Raw genomic sequence first — 23,167 nt, 5'->3', positions numbered from 1 at the left:
CCGCCGTCCGGAAGAAGAGGACGATCGTCGCGGCAAGCCCCCAGCGCCCGGCAAGGCCATCAGCCGTGGCAAGGGCGCGCCTCAGCGCCGCGAAGGCCGCCTGACCATCCAGGCCCTGGCGGCCGGGGATGAAGGCGCGGTCGAGCGCATGCGCTCCCTGGCCTCGGTTCGCCGGGCCCGTGAGCGTGAGCGTGAAAAGCGCAAGGGCGGCGGCCAGGAAGCGGCCCGCGTGGCCCGCGAGGTCGTCATTCCCGACGTGATCACAGTGGGCGAACTCGCCAACCGCATGACCACTCGCGGTGTCGAGGTCATCAAGTTCCTGATGCGTCAGGGCGTGATGATGAAGATCAACGACGTCATCGATTCCGACACCGCCGAGCTGGTGGCCACCGAATTTGGCCACACCGTCAAGCGGGTCTCGGAGTCCGACGTCGAGACCGGCTTCCTGTCCACCGACAATGACGACGCCGACGCGCCCCTGCGCTCGCCTGTCGTGGCGGTGATGGGCCACGTCGACCACGGCAAGACCTCTCTGCTGGACGCCCTGCGTTCGGCCGACGTCGCCTCGGGCGAACATGGCGGCATCACCCAGCATATCGGCGCCTATCAGGTGCGGCTGGAGGACGGCCATCGGGTGACCTTCCTGGACACCCCTGGCCATGCCGCCTTCTCGGCCATGCGGGCGCGCGGCGCCAATGTGACCGATATCGTCATCCTGGTGGTGGCGGCCGACGACGGGGTCATGCCCCAGACGGTCGAGGCCATTCAGCACGCCAAGGCGTCCGGCGCGCCGATCATCGTGGCCATCAACAAGATCGACAAGCCCGACGCCGATCCGACCCGGGTGATCAACGAGCTGCTGCAGCATGAGATCGTCGTCGAACGCCTGGGCGGCGAAACCCAGGTGGTCGAGGTCTCGGCCCTGGAAAAGCTCGGCCTGGACGACCTGCTCGAGGCCATCCTGGTGCAGGCCGAGGTCATGGACCTGCGAGCCGACCCCGACCGCACCGCCGAGGGCGTGGTCATCGAAGCCAAGCTCGATCGCGGGCGCGGCGCGGTGTCCACCGTTCTGGTCAAGCGCGGCAGCCTGAAGCGTGGCGACATCGTCGTGGCCGGCGCCAACTGGGGCCGGGTCCGCGCCCTGTTCAACGAACGCGACGAGCAGCTCGACGCCGCCGGTCCCTCGACTCCGGTCGAGGTCCTTGGTCTTGACGGCACGCCTGATCCAGGCGAGCCCCTGGCTGTGGTCGAGAACGAGGCCCGAGCTCGCGAGATCACCGAGTATCGTCAGCGGGTGAAGCGCGAAAAGTCCGGTTCGCCGGTGGCGGGCGCCTCGCTCGCCGACATGATGGCCAAGCTCGCCGACAAGAAGGTCTCCGAGCTTCCGGTCATCGTGAAGGCCGACGTGCAGGGTTCAGCCGAAGCCATTGTCGGATCTCTGGACAAGGTCTCCACCGACGAGGTGCGCGCACGCATCATCCTGTCGGGGGCCGGCGCGATCAGCGAAAGCGACGTCATGCTGGCCAAGGGGGCGGGTTCGCCGATCCTCGGCTTCAACGTCCGCGCCTCCAAGCAGGCCCGCGACCTCGCCGAGCGCGAAGGCGTGGAAATCCGCTACTATTCGATCATCTACGACCTGATCGACGACATCAAAGGCGTGCTCTCGGGCATGCTGACCCCGATCCAGCGGGAAACCTTCCTGGGCAACGCCGAGGTCCTTCAGGCCTTCGACATCACCAAGGTCGGCCGCGTCGCCGGTTGCCGCGTCACCGAAGGGGTGGTCCGCAAGGGCGCCCGGGTGCGGATCATCCGTCAGGACGTGGTGGTGCTGGAGCTGGGCGTCCTGCAGACGCTCAAGCGTTTCAAGGACGAGGTCAACGAAGTCCCCAACGGCCAGGAATGCGGCATGGCGTTCCAGGGCTTCCAGGACATCAAGGTCGGCGACACCATCGAGTGCTTCAACCTCGAAGAGGTCAAGCGCACCCTCTAGAAGGTGGCGACGCGACATCGAATTTGGGCCGGAACGCCAGACGTTCCGGCCCTTTTTCTTGCGTCCATCAACCCTCTACGGGCAGCCGGGCCTTCAGCTCATCAAGCCACACCCGGGCCGAGCCGTCAGATGGCGCGCGCCAGTCGCCCCGGGGCGACAGATTGCCCCCTGACACCACCTTGGGCCCATTGGGCATGGCCGAGCGCTTGAACTGGCTGAAGCCGAAGAAGCGGGTGAGGAACACCTCCAACCAGCGGGCGATGGTCGGCAGATCGTAGGCGTTGCGGGCCTCTGGCGGGAAATGGGGCGGCCAGGCGCCCTCAGCCGCATCGCGCCAGGCATGCCAGGCCAGAAAGGCCACCTTGGAGGGCCGCAGGCCGAAGCGGGTGATGTAGTAGAGGTGGAAGTCCTGCAGCTCGTAAGGCCCGACAATGGCCTGGGTCGACTGGATGGCGCCGGCCGCATCGGCCGGCACAAGCTCGGGCGAGATTTCCGTATCGAGGACCGACAGCAGGATGTCGTTGGTCTGCGTCTCGAACTGCCCGTGGGCGGCGACCCAGCGGATCAGGTGCTGGATCAGCGTCTTGGCCACCGAGCCGTTGACATTGTAGTGGCTCATCTGGTCGCCGACGCCATAGGTGCACCAGCCGAGCGCCAGTTCCGACAGGTCGCCGGTGCCCAGCACGATGGCCCCGCGCTGATTGGCCGCCCGGAACAGATAGTCGGTGCGCAGACCCGCCTGCACGTTCTCAAACGTCACGTCATAGACCGGCTCGCCATCGGCGAACGGGTGGTTGAGGTCGCCCAGCATCTGGCGGGCGGCCGGGGTGATGTCGATCTCTTCAGCCGTGGCCCCGATGGCCCGCATCAGGGCCCAGGCGTTGGACTTGGTGGAGGCCGACGTGGCGAAACCCGGCAGGGTGAAGGCCAGGATATTGGCCCGGGGCAGGCCGAGCTGGTCACAGGCCTTGGCGGCCACGATCAGGGCGTGGGTGGAATCCAGCCCGCCGGAGACGCCGATGACGATCTTCTCGGTGCGGCTGGCCTTCAGGCGCTGGGCCAGGCCCTCCACCTGGATGTTGAAGGCCTCATAGCAGTCCTGGTCCAGGCGAGCGGGATCGTCCGGCACAAACGGGAAGCGGTCCAGCCGGCGCATCAGGCCCCGGTCGGCGAACTCCGGCTGGTGGGAAAAGCCGATCCGCCGGAAATCGTACTCCGGATGGCCTTCGGCCACAGCGGCGTCATTGAAGGTCGGCGTGCGCATCCGCTCCAGCCGCAGGCGCTCGACGTCCACATCGGCGAGCGTCAGGCCGCCGTCGGTGGGAAACCGCGCGCTCTGCGCCAGCAGGCCGCCCAGCTCATAGATGTCGCCCTGCCCGTCCCAGGCGAGGTCCGTGGTGCTCTCGCCAGGGCCGGCGGCGGAATAGAGATAGGCCGCCTGGCAGCGGGCCGACTGGGCGGCGCTGAGGATGGCGCGGTCCCGAGCCTTGCCCACCACCACGTTGGAGGCCGAGAGATTGGCCAGGATCAGGGCGCCGGCCAGGGCGCCGCGGGTCGAGGGGGGCGTGGGCGCCCAGAAATCTTCACAGACCTCCAGGTGGAAGACGAAATCCGCCAGGTCCTCGGCCGCAAAGATGAGATCCACCCCGAACGGGGCGGTCTGGCCGGCCAGGGTCACGTCCAGATCGGTCAGGCCGACGCCAGGGGCAAACCAGCGCTTCTCGTAGTATTCCCGGTAGTTGGGCAGGAAGGACTTCGGAACCACCCCCAGGATGCGGCCCCGGGAAATCGCCAGGGCGCAGTTGTAGAGCCGCCCATTGCGCCGCACCGGCGCGCCGATAGCCAGCACCGGGCTGAGGGTCTCGCTGGCCTGGCAGATCTCCGCCACCGCGGCCTCGACGGCCTCCAGCAGGGCGTCCTGCAGATGCAGGTCATCGATCGCATAGGCCGAGACGCACAGCTCGGGAAAGACGATCAGGTCCGCGCCCTGCTCATGCCCCCGACGCGCCAGCTCCAGGATCGCCTGCGCATTGGCCGCCGGATCGCCCACGGCGACCTTGGGCGTGGCCACCCCGCAGCGGACAAATCCCTGGGCCTGACTGGAATAGAACCGATGCGCCATGCCGCTCCTCGACCTCTGAACCAACCCTGATTGCCATAGATGGGATCGCGGGGCGAGGTCGCCGAGGGTTCAGAGGGCGTTCGGACAAAGGGTAACCGCTTCTCGGCGCGATACGGGTTCTGGCCCCGGGAGTCCGGGCCGCCGGCGAGGGTGCCCAAGATTGTGGCCGTGGTCCTCGTACTCGCCGACGATCGGCGCCATATGCTGCTGGGCGGGCGTTCGGCGAATAGTGTTTCGGGAAGGCCGCCAGGGAGACCAAGACCCTTGGATCAGACGAGCCTTTCCGCCGGTTCCGACGCCGCTGATCTTCACGACCTCGCCCTGCAGCGCTACGCCATGCGGCTGGGGTCGGACTATTTCATCCATATGGCCGGCGCCCTGGGGGACCTGTTCGACGGCAACCTGCTGACCGGCCTCGTCTTCCTGACCATCGCCCAGGGGTCGGTCCAGCACCTGAACCGCCGCGCCCAGTTCAACGCCATGGCCGTCGACGGCGTCTTCCCCGACGAGCTGCGCCGCCCGGTCAGCGTGCTGGGGGTCTCGCAGTTTCTCGGCCTGCCCTATGAGACGGCGCGCCGCCACACCGGGCGGCTGGAAAAGATGGGGTTCTGCCAGAGGGCGGGCGGCAAGGGCATGGTCATCCCCGCCGAAATCCTGCGCGGGCCTGCGGTCCAGGCCCTGGTGCGGGCCAACTACGGCCATCTGCGCACCTTGCTGCAGGGTCTGCGCCGCGGCGGCGAGGCCCTGCTGCCGCCCCAGGACCCCCGCTGGACGCGTCCTGGCGATCTGGGGCCAATCTAGAAGCGGCCGCCCATGGCCGCGGCCGCCACCCGCTGACGCAGGGCCAGGGCTGGAGACGCCGCCTGAGCCGCGGCCGCCACCCGGAATTTGGCCACCAGCGCCAGCAGGTCGGACGTCTCGCCCTTGAGGGTCTGGGTCGCTGCGGTCGACTCTTCCACCATGGCCGCGTTCTGCTGCACCACCCGGTCCATCTGGTTCACCGCCACATTCACCTGGGCAAGCCCTGTGGCCTGCTCCTGGGCGCTGTGGGCGATGTCCGCCATGACCGTATCTATCTCCTCGACCCGTTGCATGATGGCGTGAAGGGCGTGCCCGGTCTGTCCAACGAGCTCCACCCCCTGCGCCACTTGCTCGGTGGAGGCGCTGATGAGAGCTTTGATCTCCTTCGCCGCCTCAGCCGAGCGCTGGGCCAGAGCCCTGACTTCGGAGGCGACTACCGCAAAGCCGCGGCCGGCGTCGCCGGCGCGGGCGGCCTCAACCCCGGCGTTCAGGGCGAGCAGGTTGGTCTGGAAGGCGATCTCGTCGATCACCCCGATAATCTGGCCGATCTGGGTGGAGGACTGCTCGATCTGGCCCATGGCCGAGACCGCCCGTCCCACCACGGCGCCAGACTCCTGAGACTCCCGCTTGGCGTCGGCGATGGCGGAGTTCGCCCGACGCGCGCCCTCGGCGGTCTGGCGCACCGTCGCGGTGATCTGATCCAGCGCGGCTGCCGTCTCCTCCAGCCCCGCCGCCTGTTGTTCGGTGCGACGGGAGAGATCATCAGAGGCCTGGGCGATCTCGTCCACGCCTCCGCCAATGCCACGGGCGGCGGTGGCCACGGCGCTGATGGCCCTGCTCAGGGTGGTCACCGAGGCGTTGAAGTCGTCCCGCAGACGATCATATTCGGCGGCGAACGGGCTGTTGATATGTACAGCAAGGTCTCCGGCGGCAAGGCGCTTTAGCCCTGCTCCAAGGGCCTCGACCACCTCTGCCAGCCGTGCGGCCGCTTCAGCGCGTTCGGCCTCACTGCGCTGCAGGTCGGCCAGGCGCGTGGCCTCGGCGGCGGCGGCTTCGCCCTCCAGGCGGAGCCGCTCGATGGCGTTGGACTTGAACTGGCTCACAGCCTGCGCCATCGCCCCGATCTCGTCGGCCCGATTGTGGCCCGGGGTCTCGACCTCATGATCGCCTTCAGCAAGTCGCCGCATAGCGTGAACAATGCCGCCTAGGGGCCGCGCAACGCCAAAAATCGTGATGTACAGCGACATGATCAGCCCCATCACGCCGCCGAGGCCGGCCAGGACGATGAGCATCAGATAGCGGTTTGAGGCGTCATGCGCGGCGCGGCCCTCCTCGAGCGACGCCTCGATCTGTAGGGAGGTCAGGTCGCTGATGGCGCCGCTCACCCGGTCGATCGGGACATAGAGGCTGTTGGCGGTAAACGCTTCAAGGGCCGCCTGATCGCGGCGCGTCATGATCACCTCCAGGGCGTCGAGGACCGCATGAGCGTCGCTCATCGCCGCCTCGGCCCTGTCCTTCAGGACGACCTCGTCGGCCGTCATGGTCGTGGCGCTGTACGCCGCCCACTCCTGTTTGATCGTCGCGCGGGCCTCGACGACGCCCTGCGCGCCCTCTTCCCAGCTGAGCTGTCCGGTCTGCACCTTCCAGCCGGCGTCGACCACGGCGACAGCGAAGGCGTCGGCCACCGCCTTCAGCTGCGCCATGGGCACGACCCGATCGGCGATCACCCGGTCGATGCGGGCCTCTCCGTTCCGCAGGCCGATGAAGGCGACGACCCCCATGATGACAAGGCCGATAGCCAGGATGGAGATGACCGCCAGGAGCTTGGCGCGGATCGAACGGAGCATGCGACGATGTGTCCCAAATTTGAGACCCGCATGACGCGCCGAAGCCATTAACGAGGGATGAGATTCACCACACCTCAACCGCCCTTCGCCGAACCTCGTTACTCGGTTTGAGTATTAATGATGTCGGAATGCAACCCAGCCGCGCTCGCCGATGGGTTTGCAAGAAGAGGGTGGTGCCGCCTAGGTGAGGCGGTCGGCGAACACCCTAAGCCCCAATACCCGTTGTGTTTTCATGGCTTTCAGCTGTAAGTGACACCCACTATCCCCGAAAAGTGTCACCCAGCAGTTCCAGTCGTGTCCCGCGTGAACCCTCCCTATCTCTGGCGTCACCCCAGATCGACCGTCTATCAGGCGCGCGTCCGCGTCCCGCCTGGAGCCGGCCTCCGCAGCAGTCACATCGTCCGCAGCCTCAAAACACGAGATCGCGCGGAAGCCATCCGCAGGCTCCCAGTGGTAGTTGCGGAGATCAGGCTAGAGATCGAGGCTGCCCGTCGCGCCGACCCGGCGAAGCGGCCGAAGCCCGCCGTATCGAAGGAAGCCGAGCGCGAACTGCAGACCGCCCTGTGGTGGCGACAGCGCATCATCAAAGCCGGTGGCGACCCAGATCGCGAGAACGTCCCCGACGAGCTGTGGCCTGAGTGGGATCGCGAACTGGAGACCCGCTATGGCGAGCCTGTGGACGACGACGTCGCTCCGAACGGCGAGCTTGTGCCCGTTTACGACCTCTTGCGGGAGCGGCGCGGAAACAACTTCCGGGCCTGGGTGCGCGGCGCGCTTCCGATCAGCAGCAGCCTCGATCGCTACTTCGGCGAGGAGGACTTTGGAGACAGCTATCGCTCACGGGTGAAGCTGGCGACATCGAGGGCTGCAAAGTGGATGCGCAACCGCCCGGAAGGGGACAACGTCCGCGCCATCACGACCCCCATCGCTGCCGAGTATGTCGATGCCCTGGCGAGCGGGGACATCACGGTCGAAACGGTCAACAGTCACGTCTCGGCACTCCACGCCTACTGGAAATGGATGATCAGGCGCGGCCTTGCCGACCAGAACCCCTGGCGCGATCAGCAGCGCAGCGTGAAGCGAGGCGAGAAGAACGCCCGCAAGCGGCCCTTCACCGATGACGAGGTCATCAAGCTCCTCAAGGGGGAGACCTACCGGACCCTTCACGACCTCATGCGCCTCGCGATCCTATCCGGCATGCGGCAGGACGAGATCGCCAGCCTGCGGGTCCGCAACGTGGACCTCGTGTTCTTCACTATCGAAGACGCGAAGACCCCCGCAGGCGTCCGCAAGGTGCCCGTTCACCCGCTGCTAAAGCCGCTCGTCGAGCGCCGCCTCGCTGGCAAATCGCCTGATAGCTTCCTGATCGAGGAGTTGAAGGCCCCGCCGAGCCGCGAGAGCCGGCGTGGCGCGAAGGCTGGCGAGAGGTTCACGGCCTACCAGCGCGACATAGGCGTCTATGACCGTCTGGAAGGCCGCCGGCAGGCAAACGCCGACTTCCACAGCTTCCGCCGCTGGTTCATCACAAAACTGGAGCAGGCGGGCGTCGCTCCGCAGATCATCGCCGCCATCGTCGGCCACGAAGAGGGCCGCGACTTCCTGGCGCTCGTCAGATACAGCGGCGGGCCTTCCGAAACTCAGCTCCATGACGCCGTCGAGCGAGTGCTTCTCCCTTCCGATGCGCCATCCGCCAGCCCGGACGGACCCCTCATGGGGGCCGGGTCTCGCGCATCCACGAAGCAAGGCGTTCTGAGGCTCACCAAATAGCTGAGCGACGACCCGAGGAACGACACCTCGCGGTCGCTCGCGGGCACGCTGGAGAACCAAGCGATTACGGAAAGGTCCATACAATCAAGCGCTTGATTCATAACGGAGAATCTTGCAGCCGTTAGTTAGCGGTGGTATGATTAGTCGTCCCTGGCGTGAAGATTCAGGCGATGGCTCGAACTGACCCCGCAAGGGGCACTAGCGCCAGGGGCCGCGCTCCGAAGGCCATTTCGGAGTCACATTCCACACATTGAACGTCATGACCTTGGGGTTGCTATTACCCCTCATGTTTTTGCCAGGAAAAGCTGCCGTTAGGCGCTCAGCAAGGTCGGTCTTGACCTCTCCCAGGCCCCCGATGTGCCGATCGTTTCTGATCGCTGTAAAGCCGCCTAACGGAACATCTAAAAGTTGGAGCAAAAGCTCGCGCTTTGAGTCCATGCACTGGACGTCTTGAATACAATCGTCTGCGGCTCTGTATTTATGCTGCCCCCACGTGTGGAGGTTCCCAACTTGCGCAGCGAGGGCGCTGGTGCAATCGCCACCATCCGGTCGGATGCGGAGTCGGTAGTGCGGCCCGTAGAAGTGCACTGCACGGTGCAATAGAAGTTGATAGTGCATCTTGCTCACCGTGTCGGCTCGCCGTTTCGGCCCGCTTAGCTTGTGGTCGTATTTTCCGAAAGGCGCGAACCGAATATGGAAATGGGCTCGCTTCGTCTCAATAAGCTCCTGAAAGTAATCTATGAAGGCGGCGTGGACGTTGTCTTTTCGCTTCTTGGCAGTCGACCATTTTACCTCATGCAGGGCTCCGGCTTGCTGCTTGATGGCTGCCAGCTCCGCCGTGATCGGCTCTAGCTCTCGGTCGGGCACGGCAAGGCCGGCAACGGCCATGAAGTCATCATCAACATATGAGCTTTCGTCGCAGAAGTAGTAGACCGCGCGGATGGGAGGCTTTGCCATGGGTAAACCTAAGCATGAGTCTGCTCAGGCACACAGTTTCTGGGGGCTTGCCTTCGAACCGGAATGCGACAAGGACGATGTCGCGCGTGCAGATAGGGTGTTAGGGTTGGCTGAGATGAAACGGCCAACTCAAACCCCGAAAGAAAATGTTTGAGCGGATGTTCTACGACCCTCAGGCCCGCGCCGACGCACGAGAAGGACTCGGCGAGATGGCGCGCGGCATTGTCTCTCTAGCCAAGTGGGCGGCCATCATCGGTCTTGGTCTTGTGATCCTTGCGATCTTTGTGGCCGGGGTGGTTATCTTTAGCGACCTTGCGAAGGCTCACGAGACGACCATTCGATGGACTCTTGCGAGCGGAATGGGTGCCTATGGGCTGTGGTTGCTGGCCCAAATCCGCGACCATCTTGCAAAGCTCGTGGCCATCCTGACTCAACGCCCCGAACGCCCTAGTCTGTAATCGCCGTAGCGGTGGTTACCTGTGTCGCAGCCCCCGGCTAGATTAAGCCTCCAGGCCGATCCGAATGTGAGGCGCGAAGACATCTGGCAGTTCACGCAGCAGGGTGGCGATCTCAGCAAAGAGATCGCCCTCGTTTTCCATCGTGTCGCCAAACTCCTCACCACGGCGCTCCCGCCGTTCCACTAAGGCGTGAGCCCGCTGGTAGACGTCCAACCGCCGGTCGATGTGGCGCACATGCTCGTAAAGCGCCGCCGGAAAGAGGAACCGGCACCGCTCTACGGCCCTCGCGAAGGCTGCATTTTGATCGGCATCGAGCCGGGATGAGTGCGCCACCACCCAGCTCAGATGACTCCGGACATCGTAGTAGGCCGCTGATCTCAACTCGAAGAGCTTAGCGATCAGGTCATAGCGCTGCACGGCGGCCTGTGAGGCGAGGATGACCGTTTGTCGCCGCCCCACCCAAGCCGCCGCCGTCACAGCCGCCAGTCCCGTTACAAGCGTCGCCAAGGCCTCCCAGCTGAAGCTGGCTAGGTCTATGGGCGGAAAATTGATCATGCCCCACCTCTCCCCACCATAGTCGATTGAGAGCGCCCCCGGTTAACCCCAAGGCCGCCAAACGCACGCCGCTGAGGCCCGCAGCGTCGATCCAGCTTGCCGCACCGTCGGGCGGCTCCCGCAAAATCTAGTGAGGAAGCGCTGTCCAAGCCACCGCGCCCTCCTCTTCCGACACCTTTTGCCACTTATCCCAGGACAGCCCCATGACCCCAACCACCATAGACTTCGAGCTGAAGGCTCGGAAGACTGCAGCGCCACCGCCATCGGTTCGCGCCCAGACAAACAAGCCCCAGCCGCAGGCGCTAGCGCGCGTCGTCGAGAAGGACTTCGTCCAGGCCGTCGCCGCTTGGCTCGAGGGCCGAGACTGGCCTTACGATGCCGCTTCGTTCCGCCCCTACCATGGCATCAACGTCCGCCTTCGAGAGCGCGGCGACCGCCTGGTCTGTGGGGACGTGCCCGTCGTCCAGAGGAGCCCCGCGGCCCTCTTGGAGCTGCCGGCAGGCACCTTGACCAGCAACCGAAAGGAGGCCCGAGGCCTTTGCGCGGTAGCGATCCGGGGAGATGCGGGGCGCTACCGGTAGACGTTCACAGCATCCCCCAGTCGGTGCCGGCGGCGTGAGCAGGCAGATCGAAGCCAATCGCCATTGCAAGGGGGCTCGACTCCGCAGGTAGACATTGCTCGATTGTCTCCTGCGGCCGTCCTGTGATGTTGATGGGGATATCGATGTCTGACCTGGGCTCTGTCGAGCGACTAGAAGGCGCCGCGCGGCCCTCTTGGCGGAGGCAAGCGAACTCCGGGGCCGGGTGACCAAGCCCCTCACAGGATATCAGTTCGCAACACGGCTCGACGAAGTGGAGGCCGAGCTTGACCGCCTAGATGCTGCGCTCGTGCAGGTTCAGCACACGCGTGCTATCGAGTCCGATCTCCGCGCGCGCGACAGAGAACGGGCTGAGGCCGAGAACGCTACATTCTGGTTTCGCCGCTTCATGCTGTCCCTGCAGATTGGCAACGGCGCTGGCTTTCTGGCGGCAGCCTCAATCGTGTCTCAGGTTGACTCCGAGGCGATCTATATGGCGGCCGTCCTGGCCTGGGCACCGGCCACCTACTTTGCCCTCGGAACCGGCGCGGCGGGCCTTCTTCCGCTCATTATGGCGGCTCATGCATGGGCGAACGGTCACCCAGTCGGGAAACGCGCGGCTAACCTCGCCAGTTTGGCTCTGACGACGTTCGCAGTGCTCTTTTTTGTCTGCGGCATGGCCAGCGTTGTGGTTGAGCTTCGCCAGATCGGCGATGCTCCGCAACACTCGACGGCCGAGCCCTAGCGTGGCGACCCCAATTCAACGCCCATACTGCCCGAAAGCGGCGACGCCGCAGGCTAGTTCGCCTACAAATGGTCTGAGGATCTCGGGGTCAATCGCCTGGGATCCCCGTCGCCGTAAAGACGAGTTGGCCGTTACCCCATAGTGAGGATTGCGCCCAGCCAAGCTCGTGGCTGCTCAGGAACTGCTGGGGCACCATACGGCGCTTGCCAAGTGCGCCCACCGGCGTCGGTAGGGGTGCTAGGCTAACTCAGGGGGCGCAGATGCGAAATCCAATCTCAGCGGTGCGCGATGAACTAGCAGCAGCTCTGCAGTGGCAGCAGGGTTTCTATCTCGCTCTGAGCGGCCGGCCTGAAGGCATGTTCGCTCGGGAGTTCCTAGAGTGGTTTGTGGCGGCCGGGAATCGGCTAGGCGACCGGGTTCCCGACCTCAACAGCCGCGAAGATGACAAAACGATGCGAAGGGTGATGCGGCATCACGCTGGGCTCGGCGTGAAATGGCGGCTCCTGACCTCGACATGGGAGTATCCGGATCGACTTTTCGGCAACGGCAGTCTTGGGTTCCGGCCGCACGAAGAGCCATGCCTCCGGGTGACAGATAGGGGGCGGCGCGTCGCCTCCCTCGGGCCACGGCGTAAGGTGCTTTTCTATCTGCCCCGAGTTCTGCTGTTAGCCTTTGAGGTCTACCGAAAGAGGTGGGCGGGCATGATATCCTTAGTGGTGGGCCTCGCCGGCTTCTTGCGCTTCTTTCTGATGTGGGAGCCCACCCGAGCCGTTTTGGGTGCCGCCTCTGCCGGCGCTGTCGCATATGGCCTTCGGTGGCTGATATCCGCCCGTCGCGCGCTCGATTGACTCCGAAACCAAGCGTCTGTCGCTCCGACACCAAAATGTCCGACTACACGCAGCCACCTTTGCCGCCCCCGTGCGGTCTCCAGGCCCTCGCAGAGGCAGGGGGTCAGCCAGCCTCCCGCCCGATTGAACCGCCGCCCTCACGTCCGCCAGGGCTTTAACAAGCTGGGTAAATGATTATGCCTGGAGGTGGCCATGCTGGCCTCCCTCTTCGGAGACACCTTTGACTCAGATCGAGATCATCAAGTTCCTGACTGCGCTCCTGGTCTTCGCCACCGCCTTGGTGGCCTTCATGGGAGCCGTGGTGGCCTTCGCGGCCTGATGGTTTTGGGGTCACTCATCTGAAACCCCTTATACGTATGGGCGAGCTGGTCATCCCCCCCTGGGGGGTAGGGGTGCCCGGCCGCCCGAAAGGCCACGCCGCGGGCCGTCTAGGGGTCTCCCCTGGCACACTGGCGGGCGGTCCCGATGCCGGGTTGCTTTGTCCACAGTCTTCGCAGGGCTCCGGCCGCGCCGGGTCTCCCGTTCGGCTATCCTGCCGGCATGCCTGTCCGGTCATCGCCTCCCCTCACACTCAACGCCGTGGCGCGCCTTGGAGGCCGCCTCCTGATCGGCTGCGGATGCGGCACGAACGTCTGGCAATCGGCCGCCGACTACTGCCCACCTCTGCGGGCCTGGACGGTCGAGGAGATGGAGCGTGCCGGCATCTGGTCCTGCGGGTGCGGCCAACGTCCAGCCGTCATGGTCTACGCACCGCACGGGACAGGACAGTATCAGCTGGAACGCTGGCGCGGGCCGGAAGGCTGGACACGCCCCGCGTGATCCGTCCGGCATGGGTATACCCACAGCGGTCGGAGCCATCGGACACATTTTCTGTCCGATATGGGTTGACCCAGCATTTATCGGTCGATATTGCTTGGAACTCTTAGACCCATAAAGGACACTCCGATGACCGACCGCACTGTCTCTGACGCCGCCCATGCCTTCCGCCAGCGCCTCGCCGCCTGGGGAACGACCATGGCTCCCGCCGTCCCCGCTGAGGTGCCCACCGCGCTCCCCGTGGGCGGTCTGCTAGCTGGCGTTCACCCCCTCGATGTCGAGGGCGGCCTCGCGCTCTCCTCGGCAATGTTCAAGCGGCGGCTGAAGGCCATGGGTGAGGGGCGCGATGTTGCGCTCTATCGTTCGCCCTTCGATCCGGCTTGAGGTCGCCCCATGGCGCTCATCGGATACGCCCGCGTCAGTTCCTCGGGGCAGAGCCTCGACGTGCAGATCGAACAGCTCCACGCGGCCGGCTGCGACAAGGTGTTCGCGGAGAAGCAGTCCGGCCGCTCTCAAGAAGGGCGGGAGCAGCTAGCCCACGTCCTCGACAATTACCTCAGGGACGGTGACGTCCTGATGGTGACTCGTCTGGACCGCCTTGCGCGCTCGGTCGTGGATCTTCGGAGCATCGTTGACCGTCTCACGGCCATGGGGGTGGGCTTCAAGGTCTTGCACCAGCAGGGCCTGGACACAACGGGCGGGGAGGGGCGACTCTTCCTCACCATCCTGGCCGGCTTCGCGGAGTTTGAGGCGGACTTGCGGAGGTCCCGGCAGATGGAGGGGATCGCCAAGGCGAAGGAGCGGGGCGTCTACCGGGGGCGGCCCGCGAAGCTGGACCCGCGGGACGTGCTGCGGATGAAAGCAGAGGGGGTGCGGCCAGCCGAGATCGCCCGCCGCCTGGGGATCGCTCGGTCGAGTGTCTACCGGCTGCTGGGGGAAGGGGCAGACGGGCTGGGATAGGGTTGGACGCGCCCCGCCGATGTGGCCGTGCCGCCCCTGTCTTCCGAGCGAAAACAGGCTTCAATTGGCCGGCGCGTGGGAGGGCTCCCTTGACCAGTTCAAGGGTGCTGCGCCCCCACCGGCCACGCCATCCGCACCACCCTGATTGATGGGGAGCCCTGGTTCGTGGCGCACGACATCTGCACCGCCCTCGGCATGGACACCTGGGGCGGCACCGCCCAGTGGGTCCGCGGCTTGGCTGCGGACGAGAAGTTCCGCGCCTACCGGCGGGACCACCAGGAGATTTTCTCAGGGACCGTCGCCGGCTCCCTGACGATCATCTCTGAGAGTGGCCTCTACAAACTCGTGTTGAAGTCCACCAAACCGGAGGCCCTGGCCTTCCAAGACTGGGTGACCCGCGAGGTTCTCCCGTCCATCCGCAAGACCGGCAGCTACAACATGGCCGATCATGGCCGCACCGAGATGCCCCTGCCTATGGAGTTCCTGCAGGTCATCCGCGAGGCCGCGTTGCCGCCCCATTTTACCGCGGCAGAACGCCAGCGAAGTGGGTGCTTGGCGGGTGCGTAGCTGGGGCGGCACGTTCGCTGGAAACGGCCCGAAGACGGCGGCGCACCGGGCAATCGCAAATAATCCCTCACCCTTGGAGACGACGCGCCGCGGGAACGCCGGGGAGACATCCCGGTGGGCAGTCGCGGGGCGGTGCGATTTACTACGCCCCCTTGGAGACCGCGCCGGGTGGGAACTCGCCCACCGACACCGAACCGCCATTTCTCCCCCACCCTTGGACACCACGCCGGGTGGGAACTATGTCCGCTGCGGTCCCTATAAGAGAGCCTAAAGGTAACCCTTAAGAGGAACCGCAGAGGGAGATGACGTAGTCATCCCCACTGAAGGTAGACCTCTAGGTCCCCTAGAGACTCCCCTGTCCGCCCTCTGGGGATGGTCTTATCCCACGAAGAACACCCGCAGCATCGGCGCGCTGGCGTCTGAGCGCAGTCGCGCTCTGCCCCGCTTTTGATTTTCCATCCTTGACGTTCACCCGCGGTTTTCCTGCGGGCCAACCTTGTCCGCTCCTTGAGGCTCTCTCAGGGGCGGGCCTCAACGTAAGCAGCCACATGACCAGCACACAAACTCCGCGGGCGTTGATCGCAACCCCCGCCCATGACGACCGCGGCGGTCCCTGCCTCGCGGTCCCCTTGTGGGGTGCCCTCGGCGAGGGAAAGGCCGCCCTTCTCGACGACGACGGCCTGGCCAAGCTCCGCGCGGCCGGCGCTCATTCATTGTCCCTCACCGGCGACGGCCAAGGCCGCCAATACGTGGTCTTCCGCCGCCCCGCCGATGGCCGCCTGACGGCTGCCGCGCGGGTGATCTTGGACGCCCCCATCGGCAGCCGCGTCGAGTATCAGAACGGCGACCGCCTGGACCTGCGGGCGCGGTCCCTGACCCTCCGCAAGTATGCGAAGGCCGGGGCTGGGCGGGGTGCGCGCCGTGTCCGCTGACGGAAGCCCCCAGGGCAACCCACAGGCGGCCGAACAGGACCCGCGGGTCGTGGCCGCATACGAAGAGATCGCCGCCGCCCACGGCCCCGAGATCGCCGCTGTCGTCGCGCGCCGGTTCGCGGCGGTCGTCGCTGAGGGCTCCCCAGGCATGGTTCGCTATCTCGATGGTCTGCCCGACTACTTCGCGAGGCAGGCGGTGTGGCGGCGCGAGTTTGATCGCTCTAACGCCCAACGCGCGGCCACGTCGCCCACCGCAGCGAAAGCCCGAACCCGCAAGCCTAAGCCGGCGGCAACCACCACCGAGGCCCCGTTTAGCGACAAGACGAGCCCTCGCGCTCGCGTCTCGCCGGATCAGGTCCGCGCAATCCGCCGCCGCCGTGCCGCCGGGGAGACGAGCCTCGCCCTGGCAGCAGAGTTCGGCCTCACCAAACGGAACATCAACCTGATCGTAAGCCGCCAACGGTGGGCGCACGTCGCCGACTAGGCGCGCCGCCCCCCAACCACCTTCACAACCCCAGGACAACCATGACCGACAACACCGGAACCGAGGCCGCCCAGGCCGACACCTTCTTCGACATCAGCGAGGTCCATCAGGCGATTGCCGACCCGCTCTACAAGACCAGCGAACGCTATCGCAGTGAGGTGGCGTCGAAGCTGACCCGCTCTCAAGCCGCCGGCACGGTCGGTCGCATGGGCGAACAGATCACCCACGCCCAACGGACCCACACCGTCAACGCCGTGAACCTCGCAGAGGGCACCTACGGCGGCGCACAGCCGATGCCCAAGCCGGCCCCTCCGCTCGCAAGCATCCACACGTTCTCCAGCCTGGATCAGATCAACGCCGTGATGTCGTCGGACAGCTACCGCGACCCGACCTACCGCCAAGGGGTCGTCGAGCGCATCGAACGGTCGATCCGGGCCGGCACCCTGGACGAGCGCGCTCTGGCCCAGGTCAACGCTTGGCAGGCGGCCGCGCAAGGGGGCCGCTGATATGGCGATGATCAATCCCCGCTATCGCTCCAAGCGAGCCCCCGACGACCACCGGCTGCTTGACCTCCCCCGAGCCGCCGCCGTGTGCGGCTTCAAGCCGGCCACCCTCCTGGCCCTGGTGGAGTGCCGACGCGGCCCCATCCCCTACCTGATCGAAGATGACGGCATGCCGGTCGCTTGGACCACGGAAGGGATCTACTTCTGGCGGCAAGCCCGCAAGGCGCGGGACCAGCAGGCCCAGACGGCTGCCGTCTGATGGCTGACGAGCCCGAACGCCACCGCCGCGAGGTGGCCGACGTCATCGGCGCGGGCGTCGTCCGCCGGACTTATGTCCACCTCGACGCCCCGCCTCCGGTCGAGCGGCCCTATCGTCCGTCAGCGTTGGGCGCGGTGCAATCCAAGCAACGGCGGCGCGACCGCGCCTAACGCATCAAGGAGCCAGCATGACACCGAACCCAAAAGACGACCCGCTCGGTTGGCTCCGCGTGACTAGCGACCGCTCATGGCTGTCCACTGCCGAGGCCGCAGAGCAGCTTGGGATCACCCCAGGCCGACTCTGCCGGCTTCGGCGGCTGGGCCACACGCCCCCTGGCGCGTCCATGCGGGTGAGCCGGAAGGTGATTTTGTGGGCGGCCTTGGATCAGCCGATCCGCTCTGCGCCGGAGGAGCCGCCTGTCTCAGCCCCAGGGCCAGCCCAGCTACGCGAAGGGTCTTCAAGCGAATCTGCGAGCGATATGCAGGAAGCGCCCCACGTGGCAGGCGCGAGGATACTGCCGTAGCCAAACATGATTGCGGCCCAGCCTTAAATGTAATAAGGGTGGGTTAAATCAGAAATGGAGGCTTGGATGCGCATTGCGTTAGAGGGTTGGGGCAGAAACCATGGCGAGAAGGTTTTGTTCGCGAAATCGATAGATCCGTCCAACTATAAGGCGGAACCGGGAACGATAAACCTTAATCAATACGAAGTGACCACGCACAGTGTCCGCGTAAACGGGGTCGATAAAACGAGGGTGGGCGTCCGCTTCGGCATCAGCAACCTGCGAACCGGGGGGGACTACCAGGGAAGCGTGCGGTTTAGCCCTGAAGATGCGGCGTTGATTTTCGCGCTCGCTTTCCGAGACAAGCCCTTGGAGACTGTTCTTGCCGCCCTTGCAGACGCTCGCGATGGACTGGCGGTTGACGAGAGTGAGGAGCAAGCAGCCTGAGCCTTCTTGCAGTCCCTTGTGTAGATCGCCCCCTCCCAGCCACCTGTATGCGTGGCGGCGTAGGCTCCTGTGCGAGCTACCCAACCTCCGGTATGGCGGAATCGAAGCCATCTAAGAGGCTGCAAACATCCACGCTGCGCGACCCTACCCGCCGCCTATTCATCAGTAGAGCCCTAGACTGACCGCTGAACCCTCGTCGGGAAGTCCAAAGCTCGTTCGGCCCAAAGCTCAGCTCTAGACCATCGCGAAGAGAATGGTGTGCCCGCCCGACGCGCCAGTGAAGGGCGCAATGGAATACGCCAGCGATCATCACGCGGTTAGAGATATCGGAAGGGGGCGACCGCTCTGGCACAAAGGGCAGGTATCCCGGCGCTGGATAGACGAACGCGGCCGAGATGCGCCTGTCTGTGAGGTTATGGCGCTCATCCCGGACGCGCCCGAACACGTAGTCTGACGCCTGCTTAGCCGCGGCGGACCACTTGGCGTATCCAGCAGTCTCTGGGTGATTCTTGACTTCGAAGGCCAGCGCATGACCCCAAAGATCATCTTCGATTGGGAGGGCGACTACGTCGGCACGGAGACTCACTGCCGCTAAAAGTGGATGCTCGATCTCCACCTCTTCGAAGCAAAGAAACGAGGGGCCGAGCGCGTCTATCAGCTTGCGACGCAGAGGTGCCTCAATGTCTGCCACACCGGCCTCCTAAGCAGGAGCCGCCCCGCACACTGGTCGCATGCGTGGCGGCGGCCCAAAAGCTACCCCTTACGGGAGGGTGGCGGTGGAGGGGGCGGCGGGGGCGGCGGGCGGTGGTCCGGGGTATAAGTGCCCGGCGAGTCGCGGCGAACAGGCGCTGGCGGCGGGGGTGCTGGAGGCGGTTCCTTGGACATGTCCACTCCGAAAGAGAAAGAGGCGCTGGCCACTAAGCGCCGCCAAATCCTGATCGCGCGGAAGGCAGCTTACAAAGCCCCTCCCGAGTCGTCGCGGATGATTGTGGCGCTAGCGCAGGACCGGCTCAAGGCCCTGCAATCAGGCGGCATTGCGTTGGACACGCGAACTACTCAAGTCGCGGCCTTTCAATTGGCCGCGGCGGCATTCGCAGCCGGCCTTACAGGCGCAAATGCGGCCAGTTTGCTCGCCGCTTCCCTGGGGGCTTTTGCCTGTTTGGCCTTCGTCGTGGGCAGCGGTCTGGCGTTCTGGGGGATGAAGAGCTGCGACACACAAGTGGCAGGCTTAGACGCCTCATTCTGGACGGGCGTAGTCGAAGCGCCCTGGGTCACCGACAGGCTAGTGCGTAGCTGGGCTGCAGAGACCACTGAAGCATGCACATTGGAGGCCCGCCGCGTCGATGCCGAACGAGGGCGCTGGCTGAATCGCAGCCTCCTCGCCGGTGCTGCAGGTGCATTGGCGATTGTAGGAGCCACCGGAGCCAACCTCTACGCGGGCTTCTCCGCAGAGTTCGGTAAGGAAGGTGCTTCAGAATCTACGCCGCGCCGAACGACGACGAGCCAGACGGCTCAGACGAAAGTGTCACCCATTGCCAGCGAAAATGTGTCACCCATCAACGCGGCGCTGCCGGCGCAAGCGATTGATAACACTGATAAAATGGCCCAACCCGAAGGAGTGGTGCCGCCTAGGTGACTCGAACACCTGACCTACGCATTACGAATGCGCCGCTCTACCGGCTGAGCTAAGGCGGCCCGTGACGACGTGGCCGCGCCGGGGGCGGGGCTTACGTCCGGGCGCGCTATTTAGCGGCTCTTGGCCCGCTCGCCAAGCGCCTGCGTGGCTCACGGCGCGGGGAACAGGCCGGGCCCCAGGCGGGCCACCGCCAGGCCGGCGGCGATGCAGACGACCGTGAAGGCGATGAGCAGCCAGAACCGCAGGCCAAGCAGCGGTCCTGGGGGGCGAGCGCCGGGGTCGTCCTCGTCTGGATCGCCAGGCGGCGGCGGGACGCTCACGAGGCCTCGGCCACCGGCGGGGCGGCCCGGTCGATCAGATTCAGAAGGGCTGACTCCAGAGGCACTGGCGCATAGGCCCGCGGGCCGATCCGCGCCCGGGCCAGGGGCCTGGCGACGGCCTTGGAGAGGCAGAGCGCCCGCAGGTCCGGCGCCTGGCGCCCGCGCATCAGCATGGCCAGCTGGCGCGCGGCCTTCGGGGAGTAGACCAGGGCCGCCTCGGCCCGCAGCGCCTGGTCGAGGGCCGCGGCGGGGGGCGTCACCGGAACGGTCGCATAGATGGGCGCCGTGCGGCACGCGACCCCTGTCCTGGCCAGCGCCCCGGCAAGATCTCCGGCCGGCTCGGTGGCGGCCGGATGCAACACCGCCCCGCGGAACTCCTCGGCCCGGCTGGCGATGCCGGCGGCGAGCGCGGCCACATCCCCGTCGGCCGAGAGGACCTGGCGAAAGCCCGCGGCCCGGGCGGCCTGGGCGCAGGCTGCACCGACGGCGAAGACCGGCAGGGCGCGGACCTCCGAGAGCTGGGCGAAGACCCGCACCCCATTGGCGCTGGTGAAGGCGAGCGCCCCCACCCCGGCCAGGTCGGGCGCGGTCTCGGTGACCGGACGGACCTCGAGCAGGGGCAGGACCAGCGGCATATGCCCCAGGGCCCGCAGCCGGGCCGCGGTGGCGGTGGCGCCGGGCTCGGCCCGCGTGATCCAGATGAGGCGCCGGGGGGGTGCGGTCATGGCGCCAGCAAAGCTTGAGCGCTGCTGGCGATGCAACCCCGCACAGACCTATTCCGGCAGGATGATGGCGTCGCCGGCCTCGTCGCGGAGCTCAGCGCCCAGCTTCAGGCCAAGCTCCCGGGCCGCGACGGTGGCGTCAGCCACAGCGGTCAGGTCGAGCCCCTCCTGCCGGCGGAAGCGCAGGCGGCCATCCGGCGACAGGGCCTCGACAATGAGGAACAGCTGGCCGTCCTTCAGGGTCGCATAGGCGCCGATGGGGGTGCGGCAGGAGCTTTCCAGGGCCGCCATGGCGCCCCGTTCGGCCGCCACGGTGGTGGTGGTGTTGAGGTCGCGCAGGGCCTCCAGCCAGGGCTGGCCCTGATCAGCCTCCCGGGTCTCGATGGCCAGCGCCCCCTGGCCCGGGGCCGGCGGGCGCTCGACCGGATCGATGAAGCTCTTGGCCGCCCCGTCCAGACCCAGGCGCCTGAGGCCCGAGAGCGCCAGGATGATGGCGTCGTATTCGCCGGCCTCCAGCTTGGCCATGCGGGTGCCCACATTGCCCCGCAGCAGCTGGACGTCCAGGTCCGGGCGGGCGTGCAGGCTCTGGGCCTGGCGGCGCAGGCTGGCGGTGCCGAGCTTGGCGCCCTTGGGCAGGTCTTCCAGGGTGCGAGCCTCGCGGCTGAGGAAGGCGTCCCGGGGGTCTTCCCGCTCGGGAATGGCGGCGATGACCAGGCCCGGCGGCAGGACGGCCGGCATGTCCTTCATGGAATGGACCGCGCAGTCGATGCGGCCGTCCAGCATCGCCTCCTCGATCTCCTTGGTGAACAGGGCCTTGCCGCCCACCTCCAGCAGGCGCCGGTCCTGGATCTGATCGCCAGAGGTGCGGATCACGATCAGGGGGGCGACCTTCTCGGCGTCCTCCGGCGCTGCGCCCAGGGCCGCAGCGATACGACGCTGCATCTGGCCGGCCTGAGCCAGGGAGAGCTGGGACCCACGAGCCCCGATGCGGACGACGGGCGGTTGCGAAGACACGGTGAGCGGTCTACCTGCGATGCGATGACTGACAGCCCGCTGCTACAGGACAGGCGCCTTGGCCGCAACCAGATGACCGGACTCACGGTCCTGGGCCTGGAGACCAGCTGCGACGAAACCGCCGCGGCCGTGGTGCGCCGGAGCGCCGATGGCGCGGTGCGCGTCCTGTCCTCGGTGGTCGCCAGCCAGATCGCCCAGCACGCCCCTTATGGCGGGGTGGTCCCCGAAATCGCCGCCCGCTCGCACGTGGAGGCCATCGACGCCATCGCCGCCCAGGCCATGGACGAGGCGGGCCTGTCCTATGAGGATCTGGACGGGGTGGCGGCCACCGCCGGGCCGGGCCTGGTGGGCGGGGTTATGGTGGGGCTGGCCTTCGGCAAGGCCGTGGCGCTGGCCCGCTCCCTGCCGCTGGTGGCGGTCAACCACCTGGAAGGCCATGCGGTCTCCGCCAGGCTGGGGGCCGAGGTGGCCTATCCCTTCCTGCTGCTGCTGGTGTCCGGCGGCCATTGCCAGCTGCTGGAGGTGGGCGGGGTGGGCGCCTGCCGCCGCCTGGGGACCACCATGGACGACGCGGCCGGCGAGGCCTTCGACAAGATCGCCAAGACGCTGGGCCTGCCCTATCCCGGGGGGCCGGCCCTGGAGAGGCTCGCCGTGGGCGGCGATCCCGAACGCTACCCCCTGCCCCGGGCGCGCCTGGGCCACAAGGACTGTGACTTCTCGTTTTCCGGTCTGAAGACCGCCGCGGCGCGGATCGCCGAGGGCCTGACCATGGAGCCTGAGCGCCGGGACCTGGCCGCCGCGGTCCAGACCGCCATCGCCCGCCAGCTGCGCGAACGCACCGAGCGGGCCATGGACCTCTACGCGCAAGCCCACGAGGGCGAGGCTCTGCGCTTCGTGGTGGCCGGCGGGGTGGCCGCCAACAGCGCGGTGCGCGCGACTCTGGAGCAGGCCGCTGGCGCGCGGGGCTTCTCCTTCACCGCCCCGCCGCTGGCCTATTGCACCGACAATGCGGCGATGATCGCGCTGGCCGGCGTCGAGCGGCTGGCCCTGGGGATCAGCGATCCCCTGGACGCCCCGGCCCGGCCCCGCTGGCCGCTCGACGCGGCCGCCGCAGCCGCCAATCCCAGTCACCTCGCCGGCCGAAAGGGCGCCAAGGCATGAGCCAGTCCATGAAACGCGCCGGGGTCATCGGCGCCGGCGCCTGGGGCACGGCCCTGGCCCAGGTCTGTGTCCGGGCGGGACTTGAGACGACCCTGTGGGCCCGGGAGCCGGAGGTGGTCGCCGCCATCGCAGAGACCGGTGAGAACAGTCTCTTCCTGCCGGGCGTCCCCCTCGAT

The 23,167-nt window shown here is 66.6% G+C and carries 24 protein-coding genes and 1 tRNA gene; 17 read left to right on the top strand and 8 right to left on the bottom strand.

All coding sequences use genetic code 11. The features are described 5' to 3' along the window. Positions 1-1,990 (top strand): translation initiation factor IF-2 (gene infB, locus Q7V15_RS02180; RefSeq protein ID WP_304753475.1); only part of this gene is annotated, 1,990 nt, incomplete at its 5' end. A 67-nt stretch (positions 1,991-2,057) separates the two neighbouring features. Here the strand turns inward: infB and Q7V15_RS02175 are convergent. Continuing rightward, positions 2,058-4,112 (bottom strand): NAD(+) synthase, encoded by a 2,055-nt coding sequence (locus tag Q7V15_RS02175; protein ID WP_304753472.1) that lies wholly within the window; start codon positions 4,110-4,112, stop codon positions 2,058-2,060. Positions 4,113-4,376: 264 nt separating this feature from the next. Here Q7V15_RS02175 and Q7V15_RS02170 point away from each other — a divergent pair, with 264 nt between their 5' ends. Beyond that, a complete protein-coding gene (locus Q7V15_RS02170) occupies positions 4,377-4,913 on the top strand; it encodes a hypothetical protein (protein WP_304753470.1) in 537 nt (178 codons plus the stop codon). Here Q7V15_RS02170 and Q7V15_RS02165 read toward each other — a convergent pair. Then, positions 4,910-6,760 carry a methyl-accepting chemotaxis protein gene (locus Q7V15_RS02165; RefSeq protein WP_304753468.1) on the bottom strand — a complete coding sequence of 617 codons (1,851 nt, stop codon included), beginning with the start codon at positions 6,758-6,760 and terminating at the stop codon, positions 4,910-4,912. The two genes, Q7V15_RS02170 and Q7V15_RS02165, sit on opposite strands and share 4 nt — an antisense overlap. A gap of 294 nt (positions 6,761-7,054) precedes the next feature. Here Q7V15_RS02165 and Q7V15_RS02160 point away from each other — a divergent pair, with 294 nt between their 5' ends. Next, complete coding sequence (locus Q7V15_RS02160; RefSeq protein ID WP_304753466.1) at positions 7,055-8,527, top strand: DUF6538 domain-containing protein; 1,473 nt, start codon at positions 7,055-7,057, stop codon at positions 8,525-8,527. A 198-nt stretch (positions 8,528-8,725) separates the two neighbouring features. Here the strand turns inward: Q7V15_RS02160 and Q7V15_RS02155 are convergent, their stop codons facing one another. After that, the gene (locus Q7V15_RS02155; RefSeq protein WP_304753464.1) at positions 8,726-9,484 is read right to left on the bottom strand and encodes a DUF3800 domain-containing protein; all 759 of its coding nucleotides are present in this window, start codon (positions 9,482-9,484) and stop codon (positions 8,726-8,728) included. Positions 9,485-9,642: 158 nt separating this feature from the next. Here Q7V15_RS02155 and Q7V15_RS02150 point away from each other — a divergent pair, with 158 nt between their 5' ends. Continuing rightward, positions 9,643-9,942, top strand: a complete 300-nt coding sequence (locus Q7V15_RS02150) for a hypothetical protein (RefSeq protein ID WP_304753462.1) — start codon at positions 9,643-9,645, stop codon at positions 9,940-9,942. Between the two features lie 42 nt (positions 9,943-9,984). Here the strand turns inward: Q7V15_RS02150 and Q7V15_RS02145 are convergent, their stop codons facing one another. Next, a complete protein-coding gene (locus tag Q7V15_RS02145) occupies positions 9,985-10,497 on the bottom strand; it encodes a hypothetical protein (RefSeq protein WP_304753460.1) in 513 nt (170 codons plus the stop codon). A gap of 804 nt (positions 10,498-11,301) precedes the next feature. On the opposite strand from Q7V15_RS02145, the gene Q7V15_RS02140 reads away from it, so the two are divergent. The 11 genes from Q7V15_RS02140 (at position 11,302) to Q7V15_RS02090 (ending at position 19,774) form a co-directional block, all read left to right on the top strand. Next, on the top strand, positions 11,302-11,820 hold the full coding sequence (locus tag Q7V15_RS02140) for a hypothetical protein (RefSeq protein ID WP_304753458.1): 519 nt from the start codon (positions 11,302-11,304) through the stop codon (positions 11,818-11,820). A 1,793-nt stretch (positions 11,821-13,613) separates the two neighbouring features. Next, positions 13,614-13,868: a hypothetical protein gene (locus Q7V15_RS02135; protein ID WP_304753456.1), complete on the top strand. Its 255-nt coding sequence runs from the start codon at positions 13,614-13,616 to the stop codon at positions 13,866-13,868. A 9-nt stretch (positions 13,869-13,877) separates the two neighbouring features. Continuing rightward, the gene (locus Q7V15_RS02130) at positions 13,878-14,444 is read left to right on the top strand and encodes a recombinase family protein (protein WP_304753454.1); all 567 of its coding nucleotides are present in this window, start codon (positions 13,878-13,880) and stop codon (positions 14,442-14,444) included. Positions 14,445-14,573: 129 nt separating this feature from the next. Continuing rightward, a complete protein-coding gene (locus tag Q7V15_RS02125; protein ID WP_370689755.1) occupies positions 14,574-15,011 on the top strand; it encodes a Bro-N domain-containing protein in 438 nt (145 codons plus the stop codon). A 629-nt stretch (positions 15,012-15,640) separates the two neighbouring features. Then, a complete protein-coding gene (locus Q7V15_RS02120; protein WP_304753452.1) occupies positions 15,641-15,943 on the top strand; it encodes a hypothetical protein in 303 nt (100 codons plus the stop codon). Positions 15,944-15,992: 49 nt separating this feature from the next. Then, positions 15,993-16,427: a hypothetical protein gene (locus tag Q7V15_RS02115; RefSeq protein WP_304753450.1), complete on the top strand. Its 435-nt coding sequence runs from the start codon at positions 15,993-15,995 to the stop codon at positions 16,425-16,427. A 41-nt stretch (positions 16,428-16,468) separates the two neighbouring features. After that, a complete protein-coding gene (locus Q7V15_RS02110) occupies positions 16,469-16,933 on the top strand; it encodes a hypothetical protein (protein WP_304753448.1) in 465 nt (154 codons plus the stop codon). A gap of 1 nt (position 16,934) precedes the next feature. Next, on the top strand, positions 16,935-17,189 hold the full coding sequence (locus Q7V15_RS02105; RefSeq protein WP_304753446.1) for a hypothetical protein: 255 nt from the start codon (positions 16,935-16,937) through the stop codon (positions 17,187-17,189). After that, the gene (locus Q7V15_RS02100; RefSeq protein WP_304753444.1) at positions 17,189-17,359 is read left to right on the top strand and encodes a hypothetical protein; all 171 of its coding nucleotides are present in this window, start codon (positions 17,189-17,191) and stop codon (positions 17,357-17,359) included. The genes Q7V15_RS02105 and Q7V15_RS02100 overlap by 1 nt, the downstream gene beginning before the upstream one ends. Before the next feature lie 419 nt (positions 17,360-17,778). Continuing rightward, on the top strand, positions 17,779-18,138 hold the full coding sequence (locus tag Q7V15_RS02095) for a hypothetical protein (RefSeq protein WP_304753442.1): 360 nt from the start codon (positions 17,779-17,781) through the stop codon (positions 18,136-18,138). An 877-nt stretch (positions 18,139-19,015) separates the two neighbouring features. Beyond that, entirely contained in the window at positions 19,016-19,774 is a 759-nt protein-coding gene (locus Q7V15_RS02090; protein ID WP_304753440.1) for a hypothetical protein, read from the top strand. Here Q7V15_RS02090 and Q7V15_RS02085 read toward each other — a convergent pair. The 4 genes from Q7V15_RS02085 to hemC all read right to left on the bottom strand — a co-directional run bounded on the left by Q7V15_RS02085 (position 19,758) and on the right by hemC (position 21,830). Then, positions 19,758-19,833: transfer RNA gene (locus Q7V15_RS02085), tRNA-Thr, on the bottom strand. The two genes, Q7V15_RS02090 and Q7V15_RS02085, sit on opposite strands and share 17 nt — an antisense overlap. A gap of 90 nt (positions 19,834-19,923) precedes the next feature. Next, the gene (locus Q7V15_RS02080) at positions 19,924-20,094 is read right to left on the bottom strand and encodes a hypothetical protein (protein ID WP_304753438.1); all 171 of its coding nucleotides are present in this window, start codon (positions 20,092-20,094) and stop codon (positions 19,924-19,926) included. Continuing rightward, positions 20,091-20,819: a uroporphyrinogen-III synthase gene (locus Q7V15_RS02075; RefSeq protein ID WP_304753436.1), complete on the bottom strand. Its 729-nt coding sequence runs from the start codon at positions 20,817-20,819 to the stop codon at positions 20,091-20,093. Before Q7V15_RS02075 ends, Q7V15_RS02080 begins: the two co-directional genes overlap by 4 nt. Positions 20,820-20,867: 48 nt before the next feature. Beyond that, entirely contained in the window at positions 20,868-21,830 is a 963-nt protein-coding gene (gene hemC, locus Q7V15_RS02070) for a hydroxymethylbilane synthase (protein WP_304753434.1), read from the bottom strand. Positions 21,831-21,902: 72 nt separating this feature from the next. On the opposite strand from hemC, the gene tsaD reads away from it, so the two are divergent. Together tsaD and Q7V15_RS02060 are read left to right on the top strand one after the other, a co-directional pair. After that, complete coding sequence (tsaD, locus tag Q7V15_RS02065) at positions 21,903-22,991, top strand: tRNA (adenosine(37)-N6)-threonylcarbamoyltransferase complex transferase subunit TsaD (protein ID WP_304753432.1); 1,089 nt, start codon at positions 21,903-21,905, stop codon at positions 22,989-22,991. Further along, positions 22,988-23,167: 3-hydroxyacyl-CoA dehydrogenase NAD-binding domain-containing protein (locus Q7V15_RS02060; RefSeq protein WP_304753430.1), on the top strand; the 180-nt coding region annotated here is incomplete at its 3' end. The genes tsaD and Q7V15_RS02060, both read left to right, overlap by 4 nt.

It is taken from the genome of Phenylobacterium sp. (assembly GCF_030651755.1).
Classification (GTDB): Bacteria; Pseudomonadota; Alphaproteobacteria; order Caulobacterales; family Caulobacteraceae; genus Phenylobacterium.
Note: the sequence above shows the minus strand (reverse complement) of the source record. Positions and strands in the feature narration are given on the sequence as shown.